Source organism: Pseudoxanthomonas winnipegensis (assembly GCF_030322905.1).
Lineage (GTDB): Bacteria > Pseudomonadota > Gammaproteobacteria > Xanthomonadales > Xanthomonadaceae > Pseudoxanthomonas_A > Pseudoxanthomonas_A winnipegensis.
The window spans coordinates 2,699,581-2,713,133 of the sequence record NZ_CP095475.1; the positions used below are offsets into that span (position 1 = coordinate 2,699,581).

General features: G+C 69.7%; 14 protein-coding genes. 6 read left to right on the plus strand and 8 right to left on the minus strand.

Annotated elements, in window-relative coordinates:
• The first annotated feature begins 188 nt into the window (after nucleotides 1-188).
• The 3 genes from MWN52_RS11920 to MWN52_RS11930 all read left to right on the plus strand — a co-directional run bounded on the left by MWN52_RS11920 (nucleotide 189) and on the right by MWN52_RS11930 (nucleotide 4,374).
• Nucleotides 189-1,988, plus strand: coding sequence for a glycoside hydrolase family 15 protein (locus tag MWN52_RS11920; RefSeq protein WP_286574806.1), 1,800 nt, complete (start codon nucleotides 189-191; stop codon nucleotides 1,986-1,988).
• Entirely contained in the window at nucleotides 1,985-3,724 is a 1,740-nt protein-coding gene (zwf, locus tag MWN52_RS11925) for a glucose-6-phosphate dehydrogenase (RefSeq protein WP_286574807.1), read from the plus strand. Before MWN52_RS11920 ends, zwf begins: the two co-directional genes overlap by 4 nt.
• 122 nt (nucleotides 3,725-3,846) lie before the next feature.
• Nucleotides 3,847-4,374, plus strand: a complete 528-nt coding sequence (locus MWN52_RS11930; protein WP_286574808.1) for a gluconokinase — start codon at nucleotides 3,847-3,849, stop codon at nucleotides 4,372-4,374.
• Nucleotides 4,375-5,003: 629 nt separating this feature from the next.
• Here MWN52_RS11930 and folP read toward each other — a convergent pair.
• The 4 genes from folP to rlmE form a co-directional block, all read right to left on the minus strand.
• Nucleotides 5,004-5,903, minus strand: coding sequence for a dihydropteroate synthase (folP, locus tag MWN52_RS11935; protein ID WP_286574809.1), 900 nt, complete (start codon nucleotides 5,901-5,903; stop codon nucleotides 5,004-5,006).
• 40 nt (nucleotides 5,904-5,943) lie between these two features.
• Nucleotides 5,944-6,129 (minus strand): glycine zipper domain-containing protein, encoded by a 186-nt coding sequence (locus tag MWN52_RS11940; RefSeq protein WP_130521417.1) that lies wholly within the window; start codon nucleotides 6,127-6,129, stop codon nucleotides 5,944-5,946.
• A gap of 82 nt (nucleotides 6,130-6,211) precedes the next feature.
• Nucleotides 6,212-8,149, minus strand: coding sequence for an ATP-dependent zinc metalloprotease FtsH (gene ftsH, locus MWN52_RS11945; protein ID WP_165394525.1), 1,938 nt, complete (start codon nucleotides 8,147-8,149; stop codon nucleotides 6,212-6,214).
• A 72-nt stretch (nucleotides 8,150-8,221) separates the two neighbouring features.
• The gene (rlmE, locus tag MWN52_RS11950) at nucleotides 8,222-8,854 is read right to left on the minus strand and encodes a 23S rRNA (uridine(2552)-2'-O)-methyltransferase RlmE (protein WP_130521466.1); all 633 of its coding nucleotides are present in this window, start codon (nucleotides 8,852-8,854) and stop codon (nucleotides 8,222-8,224) included.
• 100 nt (nucleotides 8,855-8,954) lie between these two features.
• Here rlmE and yhbY point away from each other — a divergent pair, with 100 nt between their 5' ends.
• Nucleotides 8,955-9,260 carry a ribosome assembly RNA-binding protein YhbY gene (yhbY, locus tag MWN52_RS11955; RefSeq protein ID WP_130521413.1) on the plus strand — a complete coding sequence of 102 codons (306 nt, stop codon included), beginning with the start codon at nucleotides 8,955-8,957 and terminating at the stop codon, nucleotides 9,258-9,260.
• A gap of 61 nt (nucleotides 9,261-9,321) precedes the next feature.
• Nucleotides 9,322-9,696, plus strand: a complete 375-nt coding sequence (locus MWN52_RS11960) for an Mth938-like domain-containing protein (protein ID WP_131659300.1) — start codon at nucleotides 9,322-9,324, stop codon at nucleotides 9,694-9,696.
• Between the two features lie 287 nt (nucleotides 9,697-9,983).
• Here the strand turns inward: MWN52_RS11960 and MWN52_RS11965 are convergent, their stop codons facing one another.
• Genes MWN52_RS11965 through surE form a run of 4 tightly spaced genes read right to left on the minus strand, consistent with a single transcriptional unit; the run spans nucleotide 9,984 to nucleotide 12,866 of the window.
• Nucleotides 9,984-10,784, minus strand: a complete 801-nt coding sequence (locus MWN52_RS11965) for a peptidoglycan DD-metalloendopeptidase family protein (RefSeq protein WP_130533388.1) — start codon at nucleotides 10,782-10,784, stop codon at nucleotides 9,984-9,986.
• A gap of 8 nt (nucleotides 10,785-10,792) precedes the next feature.
• The gene (locus tag MWN52_RS11970; RefSeq protein ID WP_130521408.1) at nucleotides 10,793-11,407 is read right to left on the minus strand and encodes a YqaA family protein; all 615 of its coding nucleotides are present in this window, start codon (nucleotides 11,405-11,407) and stop codon (nucleotides 10,793-10,795) included.
• On the minus strand, nucleotides 11,407-12,090 hold the full coding sequence (locus MWN52_RS11975; protein ID WP_130521406.1) for a protein-L-isoaspartate(D-aspartate) O-methyltransferase: 684 nt from the start codon (nucleotides 12,088-12,090) through the stop codon (nucleotides 11,407-11,409). The genes MWN52_RS11970 and MWN52_RS11975 overlap by 1 nt, the downstream gene beginning before the upstream one ends.
• The gene (gene surE, locus MWN52_RS11980) at nucleotides 12,087-12,866 is read right to left on the minus strand and encodes a 5'/3'-nucleotidase SurE (protein WP_130521404.1); all 780 of its coding nucleotides are present in this window, start codon (nucleotides 12,864-12,866) and stop codon (nucleotides 12,087-12,089) included. Before surE ends, MWN52_RS11975 begins: the two co-directional genes overlap by 4 nt.
• Nucleotides 12,867-12,956: 90 nt before the next feature.
• On the opposite strand from surE, the gene MWN52_RS11985 reads away from it, so the two are divergent.
• Nucleotides 12,957-13,490: a Smr/MutS family protein gene (locus tag MWN52_RS11985; protein ID WP_130521402.1), complete on the plus strand. Its 534-nt coding sequence runs from the start codon at nucleotides 12,957-12,959 to the stop codon at nucleotides 13,488-13,490.
• Nucleotides 13,491-13,553 lie beyond the last annotated feature (63 nt).

The window sequence follows — 13,553 nt, forward strand, 5'->3', positions numbered from 1 at the left end:
GGGGCACGGCGCCGGCCGATTCTACCCGCTTGCCCCGGGACTGCCCGCTGACAGGGGCGTCATGGCGACGAAGCGCCGCGATGACAAGGCCCGGCAAACCTGAACACTGCCCGCGCGGCCGGGCGCCAGACCACGCACCGCCCACGGCCGCGCTGGTACTTCTACGCCGCTCAGTCCGGAACCGCCCGATGTCGACCCCCATCGAAGACTACGCCATGCTCGGCAACTGCCGCAGCGCCGCCCTGGTGACCCGCGCCGGCTCGATCGACTGGCTCTGTCTGCCGCGGTTCGACTCCGACGCCGTCTTCGCCGCCCTGCTCGGCACGCCCGAGCACGGCCGCTGGCTGCTCTGCCCGGCCGACGAGACCGCCCGCAGCCAGCGCAGCTATCGCGACGGCAGCCTGGTGCTGGACACGATCTTCGAGACCGACCGCGGGCAGGTGCTGGTCACCGACTTCATGGTCGCCAGCCACAACGGCGAGGTGCACAACCACCTGGTGCGCCGGGTCGAGGCGCTGCGCGGGAAGGTGCCGATGCACACCGAGCTGGTGATGCGCTTCGGCTATGGCCTGATCGTGCCGTGGGTGACCCAGCAGGACGACGGCCTGCGCGCGGTCGCCGGCCCCGACCAGCTGCTGCTGCGCACGCCGCTGACCATCGACAGCCACGACATGGTCTCCACGGCCGAGTTCACGCTGGAGCCTGGCCAGAGCACGTGGTTCGTGCTCAGCCACGGCGCCTCGCATCTGGAGCAGCCGCCGGCGCTGGAGGTGGAAGAGGCGCTGCAGACCACGCTGAGCTTCTGGGAGGACTGGTCCTCGCGCTGCGCCGATGCCGGGCCCTGGAGCGCACAGGTCAAGCGCTCGCTGGTCGTGCTCAAGGGCCTCAGCTATCTGCCCACCGGCGCCATCGTGGCCGCGCCGACCGCCTCGCTGCCCGAGTCTCTGGGCGGCGAGCGCAACTGGGACTACCGCTACTGCTGGCTGCGCGACAGCAGCTTCACCCTGCTGGCGCTGACCAATGCCGGCTATCGCGAGGAGGCCGCGGCCTTCCGTGACTGGGTCAAGCGCGCGGTGGCCGGCACGCCGGGCCAGCTGCAGGCGCTGTACGGCGTGGGCGGCGAGCGGCGCCTGCCCGAGTGGGTGGCCGACTGGCTGCCCGGCTATGGCGACTCGCGCCCGGTCAACCTGGGCAACGCGGCGGCCAAGCAGTTCCAGCTCGATGTCTATGGCGAGCTGATCGGCATGCTCGAGGCCGCGCGCCTGCGCGGCATGGAGTCGGGCGAGTCGGGCATCGAGCTGGAGCGCGCCTTCCTGATCGAGCTGGAACAGCGCTGGCACGACCCGGACGAGGGCATCTGGGAGGTGCGCTCGGGCCGGCGCCACTTCACCCACTCCAAGCTGATGGCCTGGCGCGCGTTCGACCTGGCCGCTCAGAACGAGGGCAGCTTCTGCGCCGAAGATCGGGCTCGCTGGCGCGAACAGGCCACGCAGGTCCACGCCGACATCCTGGCCAACGCCCTGCATCCGGATGGCTACTTCGTGCAGAGCTATGGCGGCGAGGCGCTGGACGCGGCGCTGCTGCTGATGCCGCTGACCGGCTTCCTGCCGCCGGACGATCCGCGGCTGGTGGCCACGGTCGAGGCGATCCGCGACCGCCTCACCGTCGATGGCCTGGTCCAGCGCTATGCCACCGAGCAAGCCGGCGACGGCCTGCCCGACGGCGAAGGCACCTTCCTGGCCTGCAGCTTCTGGCTGGTCGAGGCGCTGGCGATCATCGGCCACACCGACCAGGCGCTCGAGCGTTACACCGCCTTGCTCGCGCTGTGTAACGACGTGGGCCTGCTGGCCGAGGAATACGACCCGCGCGGCCGGCGCATGCTCGGCAACTTCCCGCAGGGCTATTCGCACGTGGCCCTGGTCAACGCCGCCTACCGCCTCAACAACCTCCACGACATCCAGCGCACCAGCACGGAGATCCACGCATGAGCGACACCACCTCTCCCGGCGTCACCGCCGAAGCTCTGGCCCCGCCCTGCATCCTGGTGCTGTTCGGCGCCCGCGGCGACCTGGCCCAGCGCCTGGTGCTGCCGGCGCTGTACAACCTCAAGCGCGCCGGCCAGCTGGACGAGCGCTTCGCCATCCTCGGCTTCGACCACGGCGATGTCAGCGAGGCGGCCTGGCGCCGCAAGATCGGCGATGCGCTGCGCGCGCAGGCGGCCTCGCGCGGCGGCGAGTTCCAGGCCGAAAGCATCGATGAGGACACCTGGCGCTGGCTCTCAAAGCGCATGTTCTACCAGCGCGGCGATTTCACCTCGGCCGAGGACTACCGCCTGCTGGGCAAGCGCCTGGAGGAGATCGACCCCAAGCACGACACGCAGGGCAATGTGCTGTTCTACCTGGCCACCGCGCCGCGCTTCTTCGGCACGGCGGTGACCGAACTGGGCCGCGCCGGGCTGGTCAAGCAGACCGAGGGCGGCCCGTGGCGCCGGGTGATCGTCGAAAAGCCCTTCGGCCATGATCTGGAGAGCGCCCGCGCGCTCAATGCCCAGATCGCCGACGTGCTCGAGGAGGACCAGGTCTTCCGCATCGACCACTTCCTGGGCAAGGAGACGGTGCAGAACATCCAGGCCTTCCGCTTCGCCAACGGCCTGTTCGAGCCGGTCTGGAACCGCGACCGCATCGACCACGTGCAGATCACCGCGGCCGAGACCATCGGCGTGGAGGGTCGCGGCAGCTTCTACGAGCCCACCGGCGCGCTGCGCGACATGGTGCCCAACCACCTGTTCCAGCTGCTGGCGATGGTGGCCATGGAGCCGCCGTCGGATTTCACGCCCAAGGCGATGCTGCGGCGGCGCTCGGAGGTCATCGAGGCCGTGCGTCCGCTGGCGCCCGAGGACGTGGTGCGCGGCCAGTACGCCGCAGGCAGCATCAACGGCAGCAACGTGCCGGGCTACCGCGAGGAGGACACCACCTCGGACACCTCCGAGACCGAGACCTATGTGGCGATGAAGCTGGCCATCGACACCTGGCGCTGGGCCGGCGTGCCGTTCTACCTGCGCACCGGCAAGCGCCTGCGCACCCGCACCACCGAAGTGGCGATCCGCTTCAAGCCCGCGCCGCTGGCGCCATTCCGGCATACGGCCGTGGGCGGCTATGGCCCTGACTGGCTGGTCCTGCATATCCAGCCGGACGAAGGCATCTCGCTGCAGTTCGACGTCAAGCGGCCGGGCTATCCGGTGGCGCTGGCGCCGGTGCGGATGGACTTCCGCTATCGCGACTGGTTCCCGCAGCAGAACACGGTGGGCTACGAGCGTCTGCTGCACGACTGCATGCGCGGCGAGGCGGCGCTGTTCCAGGACGCGACCATGGTCGATGCGGCCTGGCGCATCGTGCAGCCCGTGCTGGACGCCTGGGCCCGGCAGCCGGCGACCGAATTCCCCAACTACGTTGCCGGCAGCGAAGGGCCGACCGCCGCCGATGCGCTGCTGGCGCTGGACGGCGGACGCACCTGGCGGGCGCTGACGCCCGGGCGCACGCGCCCGCCGCAGCGCGCCCGCGCGCAGGCGGCCGACAAGCCCGCAGGCAAGGTTGGCAAGGCTGCTTCCGCGCCGGCAACGAAAAGCGCCAAGCCGGCGGTGAAGAAGGCACCTGCTAAGCCCGCCGGACGCAAGGCCGTAAAGAAGACGGTCAAGCCGGCCGCGAAACGCGCACCGCGTCGTTGAGACAGGCGTGAGTGGAAAGGCATGGGGAATGAGCGAAAGCCAGCGCATCGGGTGAATCAAGCGACGCCTGCTGTTCGCAGTCGCTTCTGCTCACTGCTCACGCCTCTCCGTTCATTCCTCGCATGAACTCCATCGCCATGCCGCTCCCCAAGACCCTCATCGTGATGGGCGTGTCCGCCTCCGGCAAGACCACCGTGTCCAGGCTGCTCGGCCTGGCGCTGGGCTATCGCGTGCTCGACGCCGACGACCTGCATCCGCAGACCAATATCGACAAGATGCGCCAGGGCATCGCGTTGACCGATGCCGACCGCGCGCCCTGGCTGCGCAGCGTCGCCGCCTGGATCGCCGAGCAGCGGGCGCAGGGCGTGGGCGTGGTCGTGGCCTGCTCGGCCCTCAAGCGCGCCTATCGCGACGTGCTGCGCGATGGCGATGCGCAGGCGGTGTTCGTCTGGCTGGACGTGGCGCGCCAGCAGCTCGACCAGCGCATCGCCCAGCGTCCCGGCCACTTCATGCCCGCCAGCCTGCTCGGCAGCCAGCTCGACACGCTTGAGCCCCCTGCTGCGGACGAGCGCGCGGTGCACGTGGTGCCGGACGCCGTGGTCGCGCACACGGTGGACGACGTGCTCGCCAAGCTGAAAGCGCTGCACTAACCGCCGCGAACAAAGCCTCAACCGTCTTTCCCGCGAACGCGGGAACCCATGGACGTTGCGCGACCTGGACGGAAGTCCCTGGATCCCCGCGTTCGCGGGGATGACGACTGTTAGGTTCGCAGCGCGAACCCGCGCGCAATCCTCCTATCGTCGTTCCCACGGAAGCGGGAACCCATGGACGTTGCGCGATCTGGACGAAAGTCCCTGGATCCCCGCGTTCGCGGGGATGACGACTGTTAGGTTCACAGCGCGAGCCCGCGCGCGAATCTTCCTATCGTCGTTCCCGCGGAAACGGAAACCCATGGACGCTGCGAGATCTGGGCGAAAGCCCCTGGATCCCCGCGTTCGCGGGGATGACGACTGTTGGGTTCGCAGCGCGAGCCCGCGCGGGAATCTCCCTATCGTCGTTCCGGCGGAAGCGGGAACCCATGGACGTTGCGCGACCTCGACGGAAGTCCCTGGATCCCCGCGTTCGCGGGGATGACGACTGTTAGGTTCACAGCGAACCTGCGCACGAATCTCCCTACCGTCGTTCCCGCGAAAGCGGGAACCCAGCGACTTTCAAGCGCGACACACGAGGCCGGTCACCGCTTCCCGGCAACCAAATTCCCCTCGACCGCCCTGATCACTCAATCCTCGGGCCAGCGAATCTCAGGCTTCTTCGGCGCGTCCTGGCGCACCGCCGGCACCGCATCCACGGCCGCCCACACCTTGAGCGCATCCACCGTGGCGGCCACATCGTGCACGCGCACCAGCATCGCGCCGCGCTGCACGGCGATCAGGTGCGCGGCCACCGAACCCGCCGTGCGCTGCGCCGGCGCCTCGCGCCCGGTCAGCTCGCCGATGCTGCGCTTGCGCGACATCCCGGCCAGCACCGGCACGCCCAGTTCGGTGAAGCGCTGCAGCTGCGCCAGCAGCGCGAGGTTGTGCGCGGTGGTCTTGCCGAAGCCGAAGCCGGGATCGACGATCAGCTGGCGCCGGTCGATGCCGCTCATCTCGGCGGCGAAGATGCGCTCGGCCAGGAAGCGATGCACCTGCCCGACCACATCTTCGTACTCCGGCGCCTCCTGCATGGACTGCGGCTCGCCCAGCATGTGCATCAGCACGACCGGCACGCGCAGCTGCGCGGCGGCCTCGAGCGCACCGTCGGCACGCAGCGCACGGATGTCGTTGATCATGCCCGCGCCGGCGGCCACCGCCGCGCGCATCACCTCGGGCTTGAAGGTGTCGATGCTGATCGGCAGCGTGGTCCGCTCGACCAGCGCCTCGATCACCGGCACCACGCGGCGCAGCTCCTCCTCCACCGGCACGGCCTGCGCGCCGGGGCGCGTGGATTCACCGCCGATGTCCAGGATATCCGCGCCCTCCTCGGCCAGCTTCAGGCCGTGGGCCACCGCCGCTTCCAGCGTGTCGTGCGCGCCGCCGTCGGAGAACGAGTCCGGCGTGACGTTGACGATGCCCATCACCCGCGGCCGATCCAGGCGCAGCACGCGGCCGTTGCAGTCCAGCTGAGGCGAGGTGTCGAACATGGGCGCTGCGGCGAGTCTGGGCGAGCGCGCATGATACGCGTCAGCCGCCGCGACGCTTCTTCTTCTGGCTGCTCATGAACACGCCCAGCACCGCGCCCAGGCCGATGCCGATCGCCAGGCCCACGCCCAGGTCGTGCATGGCCAGGCCGAAGCCCGCCCCCAGCGCCACGCCCAGCGCGATGCCGACGCCCAGGCTCCATCCACTGCTGTCGAAGATCGTACGCACGCGCCCCTCGTGATCGGTCGGTGGTGACAAAGCAAAAGGCCGGGACTGATCCCGGCCTTTCGATGACCTCTGCGCCAGGCCCTCAGGTCTGCGCAGCGGGGCCGGCGATCGGCGGCAGGGGCCGCTTGCTGCCGCCACCGCGGTCGTTGTTGTCGTTGTTGGTCTTGCTCCAGCCCGCCGGCGGCGGCGGATCGCGGCCTTCCATGATCGCGTCGATCTGCGGCGCATCGATGGTCTCGTACTGCAGCAGCAGCTTGGCCATCGTGTGCAGCTTGTCCAGGTTGTCGGTCAGGATCTTGGTGGTGCGCTGGTAGGCGTTGTCCAGGATCCCGCGCACGACCTCGTCGATCTTGCGCGCCGTGGCGTCGGAGACGTTCTTGTGCTGGGTCACCGAACGACCCAGGAACACCTCGTCCTCCTCCTCGCCATAGGCGATCGGGCCCATCTCGTCGCTCAGGCCCCACTTGGTGACCATGTTGCGGGCCATCTTGGTCGCGCGTTCGATGTCGTTGGACGCGCCGGTGGTGACCTTGTCGGTGCCGAAGATCAGTTCCTCGGCGACGCGGCCGCCGTACAGCGAGCACAGCTGCGACTCGATCGCGGTGCGGTTGTAGCTGTACTTGTCGCCCTCGGGCAGGTACATGGTCACGCCCAGCGCGCGACCGCGCGGGATGATGGTGACCTTGTAGACCGGGTCGTGCTCGGGCACGACGCGGCCGACGATGGCGTGGCCGGCCTCGTGATAGGCGGTCAGCGTCTTCTCGTCCTCGCTCATGGCCATCGAGCGGCGCTCGGCGCCCATCAGGATCTTGTCGCGGGCGCGGTCGAAGTGGTCCATGCGGACCTCCTTCTCGTTGCCGCGCGCGGCGAACAGCGCCGCCTCGTTGCACAGGTTGGCCAGGTCCGCGCCGGAGAAGCCGGGCGTACCGCGCGCGACGATCATCGCATCGACGTCGTCGGCCAGCGGCAGCTTGCGCATGTGGACCTTGAGGATCTGCTCGCGGCCCTTGACGTCCGGCAGGCCGACCACGACCTGGCGATCGAAGCGACCCGGGCGCAGCAGTGCCGGATCCAGCACGTCGGGACGGTTGGTCGCGGCGATGATGATCACGCCCTCACCGCCCTCGAAGCCGTCCATCTCCACCAGCAGCTGGTTGAGGGTCTGCTCGCGCTCGTCGTGACCGCCGCCCAGGCCGGCGCCGCGATGGCGGCCGACCGCGTCGATCTCGTCGATGAAGATGATGCACGGGGCGTGCTTCTTGGCCTGCTCGAACATGTCGCGCACGCGGCTGGCGCCGACGCCGACGAACATTTCCACGAAGTCCGAGCCGGAGATCGAGAAGAACGGCACCTTGGCCTCGCCGGCGATGGCCTTGGCCAGCAGCGTCTTGCCGGTGCCGGGCTGGCCGACCATCAGCACGCCGCGCGGGATCTTGCCGCCGACCTTCTGGAACTTGGTCGGGTCGCGCAGGAACTCGACCAGCTCGCCCACTTCCTCCTTGGCCTCGTCGCAGCCGGCGACGTCGGCGAAGGTCACCTTGACCTGGTCCTCGCCCTGCAGCTTGGCCCGCGACTTGCCGAAGGACATCGCGCCCTTGGCCCCGCCGCCGCCGCCCTGCATCTGGCGCATGATGAAGATCCAGAAGCCGATGATCAGCAGCACCGGCAGGAAGTTGAGCAGGATCGCGGCCAGCGAGATGCCGCTGTCCGGCTCCTGCTGGCTGATGTTCACGCCCTTGGCGATCAGCACGTTGACCAGGCTCTCATCGGTCGGGCCGAACACCAGGCCCTGGGTGCCGTCGGTGCGCTTGTAGCTGATCGCGTTGGTCTTCTGGTCGCCCTTGTTGGTGAACTCCACCGAGCTGATCTGCCCGTTGTTCACATCGTTGACGAACTGGGTGTAGGTGAGCTGGTTGCTGCCCGGCCCCGCGCCCGGGCGCGGGGAGAAGCTCTGGAACACCACCATGAGCACCACCGCCACTACGACCCACAGCAGCAGATTCTTGGTCAAGTCGTTCATCCTCATGGCCTTGGGTGGTCCTCTGGCACTACACGTTAAAGCGAAATTGTCTGACCGGCCCGCTCGTCCGGTTCACTTGGGCTGGGCGCGCTTGCCCTGCCCCAGTGCGTACACTTCCGGCGACCGCTTGCGCGAGGCGTCCGGCTTGCGGATGACGACCTTGTCATACCGCTTGCGCAGGTCGCGGATGTAATCGTCGAAGCCCACGCCCTGGAACAGCTTGATCAGGAAAGCCCCGCCGGTGCGCAGATGGTGGTCGGCGAAATCCATCGCCAGTTCCGCCAGATGCATCGCCCGCGGCTGGTCCACCGCATCCACACCGCTCTTATTGGGGGCCATGTCGGAAAGCACAAGGTCGACCTGCGCCCCGCCCAGCATGGCTTCCAGCTGGGATAACACGGCCTGCTCCCTGAAGTCCCCGTGAAGGAACTCCACCCCCGCCAGGGAGGGCATGTCCAGGATGTCCATCGCCACGACCCGGCCGTTGTCGCCCATGGCCTGGCGTACGTACTGCGACCAGCCGCCGGGCGCGGCGCCCAGGTCGACCACGGTCATGCCGGGCTTGAGCAGCCGGTCGCGTTCGATCAGCTCCTCCAGCTTGTAGGCGGCGCGGGAACGCAGCCCCTCGGCCTGCGCCTTTTTGACGTAGGGGTCGGAGAAGTGCTCCTTGAGCCAGCGCTGGCTGCTTTGACTGCGTTTGGCCATGGGGACGACGGTTTGCGCGGCGCGCACGCCCGCGTGATCGGGATGGAAAACAGGGGGCCATGATACGCTGATCGCCCTCCACCACCCCCAAGTGCCTTGCATGTCCGTTGTCCTGACCGCCGCCCAGAACCGTTTCCTGCGCGGGCAGGCGCATGGGCTGAAGGCCTTGCTGCAGACCGGCGGAAAGGGGCTGACCGAGGCGTTCTACGCCGAGCTGGACGAGGTGCTCGAGCGCCACGAGCTGGTCAAGGTGAAGATCGCCGCCGCGGACCGCGAGGTGCGCGACGCGATGATCGACAGCGTCGTCCAGCGCACCGGCGCCGCCCTGGTCCAGCGCATCGGCCACGTGGCCGTGCTGTACCGCCCCAGCCGCGACAAGCGCACGATCGTCCTGCCGCGGGCCTGAAGTCCCCCTTTCGGCGCGCCGTTCCCCGCCGGTCACGCGCCCAGCCCAGACGGGAGCCGCCATGCAACTGAGCCACGAACGTCCCGATTACGCCTACAGCCTGCGCGCGGCCGACGGCGCCAGCGCCACGGTCAACGACCAGGTGCTGCGGGCCAGCTTCATCCTCACCCCCGACTCCCTGCAGACCGACTGGCCGGTGGCCGACGCCGCCGGGCTTGAGGTGGCCGCGCTGCAGCCGCTGCTGGCGCTGAATCCGGAGATCGTCCTGCTGGGCACCGGCAGCCGGCAGATCTTCCCCTCGGCCGAGGTCATGGCCGCGTGCCTGACCCGCGGCATCGGCCTGGAAGTCATGGCCAACGCCGCCGCGGCGCGCACCTACCACATCCTGGCCGGCGAAGGCCGGCGCGTGGCGGCCGGGTTCATCCTCGGCGGTTGAGGCGCGCTCCCGTGGCGGACACGAAGAAGGCCGGCAATGCCGGCCTTTGCTTTTGGCCTTCCGACGCAGTGCGGAGCCGGAGCGCGACGTCGCCGACCACGCCCGACCCGACCGGGCGCGGCCGCCTGTAGAGCGGAGCTTGCTCCGCTGGGGCCTTCCCCAAGAACCGAACGAAGAGCAGCGGAGCAAGCTCCGCTCTACAGGCAGGTCGCGAGGTTTGAGGAGACAGGCCGGCACAGAGCCTCACCGGCAAAGAGTCTCAACTGCCCCGGTGTGGTCCCGCGCGATTATTTAGGCGGCAGATAGCCCAGCGGGTCAACCGGCTTGCCGTTGTAACGGATCTCGAAGTGCAGCATGTCGCGCGAGGCGCCGCTGCGGCCCATTTCGGCGATCTGCTGGCCGGACTTGACCCGCTGCCCCTCGTTGACCAGGCGCTTGCGGTTGTGGCCGTAGGCCGACAGCCAGGCCTCGGAGTGCTTGACGATGATCAACTCGCCGTACCCGACCAGGCCGGCGCCGGAGTACACGACCACGCCATCGGCGGTGGCCCGCACCGCATCGCCCGCGTTGCCGGCGATGTCCACGCCCTGGTTGGAGGCATCGCCGGGCACGAAGCGCCCGACGATCTGGCCATCGGCCGGCCAGCGCCAGGCGATATCGCTCTTGACCGGCGGCGGCGCGGCGACCGGCGTCGGCGTGGCACCGGCAGGCGCGGACGTGGCGGGACGCCCGGTGGCCACCGTGGTACCCGGACGCGCACCGTTGGAGGGGAACAGCCGCAGCGACTGGCCCGGGTAGATGGTGTAAGGCGCGGACAGGCCGTTCCAGGCAGCCAGATCGGCCGGTGCGATGCCGTTGTCGGTGGCGATGCGGTAAAGCGTCTGGCCGCGCTGCACGGTGACGCTCTTGCCGTACTGCGGCTTGGAGACGACCGCGCGCGGCGCGCTGGTCCCGCCGCCGACGCCAGGGCGCGAAGCAGGGCCGGAGGTGCGGGTGACGGTGCTGCTGCACGCGGCCAGCGCCAGCGCCGTGCCCATCAGCAGCGCCAGTGGCGCCACGCGTCGTGTCGGGCCAAGCCCCAGGTCCATGCCGAATCTCATCCGTTCTTTGCCCTCCACGCCAGCCAAGCCAAGACACCGAGCAGCAGCACGCTGGCGATCCAGCCGACCGGTTCGATCCAGCGACGCAGGGCCGCTTCGGCCCGTGCCCCGCCCAGACGCAACGCCAGCGCGATGAGGAACACGCGCTTGCCGCGTCCGACCACCATGCTGGCAATGAACGGTAGCAGCGGCACTCCGACGATGCCTGAGGCCCACGTAAATATCTTCAGCGGAATCGGCGTGAACCCGGCCAGCACCAGCAGCCAGAACGCGCGCCATGGCGACTGCGCCACCAGCTCGCGCAGATGCGCGACCTGGCCATCGACCGCCGCGCGCCAGCCCAGCGCATCGATCAGCGGCTGTACCGCCGCATAGGCGAAATGCCCCAGTGCGTAGCCCACCAGCGCGCCCAGCAGCGAACCGCCCAGGCTGATGCCGGCGAAGGAGAACGCACGCTTGGGCTGGGCCAGCGCCATCGGCGCCAGCATCACTTCCGGCGGCACCGGGAAGAAGATCGCCTCGATGAAGCTCAGGCCAAACAGCAGCCGCGGCGCGTGCCGGTTCCGCGACCAGGCGATGGCGCGGGCGTAGAGCGGACCGAACAGCTGCATCAGTCGAGGGTTCCAGACAGCAGGGGGACGAACATCACCGGCGCCAGGGTGGCCTGCTGCAGCTGGCCGTCCGCATCGCGGGTGACCTGCACCAGCGACTGCGAGGCGCTGCCGCCCACCGGGGCCACCAGCACGCCGCCGGGCGCGAGCTGATCGATCAGCGCGTCCACCAGGGCCGGGCCGGCGGCGGTGACGATGATGGCATCGAAGGGACCCTGCTCGGGCCAGCCGACGCGGCCGTCGTCGTGCTTGCTGCGCACGTTCATGCCGAGCTGGCGCAGGCGCTTGCGCGCCAGGCGCAGCAGGTCGCCGATGCGCTCGACGGTGTAGACCTCCAGCCCCAGTGCCGCCAACACCGCGGCCTGGTAGCCCGAGCCGGTGCCCACTTCGAGCACGGTCCTGGGGCTACGCCCGGTCAGCAGCAGCTCGGTCATGCGCGCCACCACCCAGGGCTGGGAAATGGTCTGGCTGTGGCCGATCGGCAGCGCGGTGTCCTCGTAGGCGCGCGTGGCCAGCGCCTCGTCGACGAACAGGTGGCGCGGCACGGTCCCGATCGCGTTGAGCACGCGCTCGTCGACGATGCCGCCCTCGCGCAGACGCTGGACCAGGCGGTCGCGCACGCGCTGCGAGGTCATGCCGGAGCCGGCCGCCTCGGCCGCCGGCACACGCAGGCGTGGGGTCATGCCGCCGGCTCCAGGCCCGCGCTGAGCCCGCTGACCCAGCCGGACACGGTCTCCAGGGCCTGGTAGCGCGTCAGATCGACGTGGATCGGCGTGATCGAGATGGCGCCGCTGCGCACGGCGTGGAAATCGGTGCCCACGCCGGCGTCCTGTTCCGGACCGGCCGGGCCGATCCAGTAGACCGTGCCGCCGCGCGGGTCGTTCTGCGGCAGGCAGGCCTCCGAGCGGTGGCGGTTGCCCAGGCGCGTGACCTCGTAGCCGCGGATGCGCTCCCACGGCAGGTCCGGCACGTTGACGTTGAGGATGGTGTTGGCCGGCAGCGGATCGGCCGCCAGCCGCGCCACGATGTCCACCGCGGCGCGCGCGGCGGTCTCGAAGTGGCGCGCCTGATGGTCCTGCGTGACCAGCGAGACGGCGACCGCCGGCAGGCCGAGGAAGCGCCCTTCCATCGCCGCCGACACGGTGCCCGAATAGATCACATCGTCGCCCAGGTTGGCGGCATTGTTGATGCCCGACACGACGATGTCCGGATCGAAGTCCAGCATGCCGGTCAGCGCCAGATGCACGCAGTCGGTGGGCGTGCCGTTGACACGGATGGTGTGCGCGTCCAGCTGGCGCACGCGGATGGGCAGGTCCAGCGTCAGCGAGTTGCTGGCGCCGGAACGGTCGCGATCGGGCGCCACCACCCAGACTTCATGACCGGCGTCACGCAGGCCCTCGGCGAGAATGCGGATTCCGGGGGCGTCGACACCGTCGTCGTTTGAGACCAATACGCGCATGGGGTTCCTTCTTGATGCGCATCGGATGATACCGGATCGATCCGCGCGCTTCGCCCTTGCGCGACGCGCCCGGCCACGTACCCTGCCTGTATGAGCGACGCGCGCGACGACGACGACAGCGACCTGTTCCGCACGGCCATCGGCCCGGTGCGGCGCCTGGACGACGCGCCGACGCCGCCGCGCGGGCCGCGCCCGCGCCCGGCCGCGCGCATGGCCCAGGCCGACGAGCGCGCGGCGATGAGCGAATTCCGCCAGGCGCTGGAGGCCATGCCGATCGGCGCGGGCGACGTGCTGGCGCATCGCGTCGAGGCGCTGCCGGTGACCGTGTTCAACCGGCTCAAGCGCGGCCAGTTCTCCGTCCAGGACGAGCTGGACCTGCATGGCGCCACCGCCGGCCAGGCCGAGACGGCGCTGCGCCTGTTCCTGCGCAACGCCCAGCGCAGCGGCAGCGCCTGCGTGCGCATCATCCACGGCAAGGGCCTGGGCTCGGACGCGGAGATCCCGGTGCTGAAGAACGTGGTGGACCGCGTGCTGCGCCAGCGCAGCGACGTGCTGGCCTTCCATTCCGCGCCGCCCGCTCAGGGCGGCACCGGCGCGGTGCTGGTGCTGCTGGCGGCGCGCTGAAGCGCCAAACGCAAGCATGACGTGTCGATCTGCCGTCCGCCCGCACGTCGTGCGGGATGGACC

Bases quoted from the DNA above. Each gene is read 5' to 3' on its own strand.
- MWN52_RS11920 (WP_286574806.1), top strand. From the start codon at position 189: ATGTCGACCCCCATCGAAGACTACGCCATGCTCGGCAACTGCCGCAGC.
- zwf (WP_286574807.1), top strand. From the start codon at position 1,985: ATGAGCGACACCACCTCTCCCGGCGTCACCGCCGAAGCTCTGGCCCCG.
- MWN52_RS11930 (WP_286574808.1), top strand. From the start codon at position 3,847: ATGAACTCCATCGCCATGCCGCTCCCCAAGACCCTCATCGTGATGGGC.
- folP (WP_286574809.1), bottom strand. From the start codon at position 5,903: ATGTTCGACACCTCGCCTCAGCTGGACTGCAACGGCCGCGTGCTGCGC.
- ftsH (WP_165394525.1), bottom strand. From the start codon at position 8,149: ATGAACGACTTGACCAAGAATCTGCTGCTGTGGGTCGTAGTGGCGGTG.
- rlmE (WP_130521466.1), bottom strand. From the start codon at position 8,854: ATGGCCAAACGCAGTCAAAGCAGCCAGCGCTGGCTCAAGGAGCACTTC.
- yhbY (WP_130521413.1), top strand. From the start codon at position 8,955: ATGTCCGTTGTCCTGACCGCCGCCCAGAACCGTTTCCTGCGCGGGCAG.
- MWN52_RS11960 (WP_131659300.1), top strand. From the start codon at position 9,322: ATGCAACTGAGCCACGAACGTCCCGATTACGCCTACAGCCTGCGCGCG.
- MWN52_RS11965 (WP_130533388.1), bottom strand. From the start codon at position 10,784: ATGGACCTGGGGCTTGGCCCGACACGACGCGTGGCGCCACTGGCGCTG.
- MWN52_RS11970 (WP_130521408.1), bottom strand. From the start codon at position 11,407: ATGCAGCTGTTCGGTCCGCTCTACGCCCGCGCCATCGCCTGGTCGCGG.
- MWN52_RS11975 (WP_130521406.1), bottom strand. From the start codon at position 12,090: ATGACCCCACGCCTGCGTGTGCCGGCGGCCGAGGCGGCCGGCTCCGGC.
- surE (WP_130521404.1), bottom strand. From the start codon at position 12,866: ATGCGCGTATTGGTCTCAAACGACGACGGTGTCGACGCCCCCGGAATC.
- MWN52_RS11985 (WP_130521402.1), top strand. From the start codon at position 12,957: ATGAGCGACGCGCGCGACGACGACGACAGCGACCTGTTCCGCACGGCC.